At 39.8% G+C, this 387-nt stretch carries 1 protein-coding gene; it reads right to left on the bottom strand.

Going from position 1 to position 387, the window contains the following annotated elements; genetic code table 11:
* A partial coding sequence (locus QWJ41_RS20860) for a hypothetical protein (RefSeq protein ID WP_302710391.1) occupies positions 1–387 on the bottom strand: 387 nt, incomplete at both ends.

The following is a 387-nucleotide window of genomic DNA, read 5'->3' on the forward strand; positions in this document are numbered from 1 at the left end:
TGGATATCGCTGGTCGTGTAAAAGATCGCGACTTTTCGATTGTAGTAGCCCTTGGCTAGTACTTGGCCGGATTGGGTAATTAGACTATAATCCTTGGAGAACTTAAATTTAGCTCCTTTTTGAGCTGCTTGGTAGAGACTAAGTAAATTGAAACCAAACTTTGGCACAAAGAGTACGTCTTTTAGCACAACTGATTGGCCAGTGCTATTAAACGTAATTGGTACTTCTCCTTTGCCTATAGCTGGTAAAAACGTTCCTGAATTGCCCCATTGGACATTAATATTCGTGATTTTTCTGATATTTCTGAATAGCTTTCGGTCGCAGCAAATATGCGAGCTAGCTCCACTGTCGAGTATCCATTTAATGGATTTGCTCGTTTTGATATTT

This window comes from Nocardioides cremeus, from assembly GCF_030518195.1.
Classification (GTDB): Bacteria; Actinomycetota; Actinomycetes; order Propionibacteriales; family Nocardioidaceae; genus Nocardioides; species Nocardioides cremeus.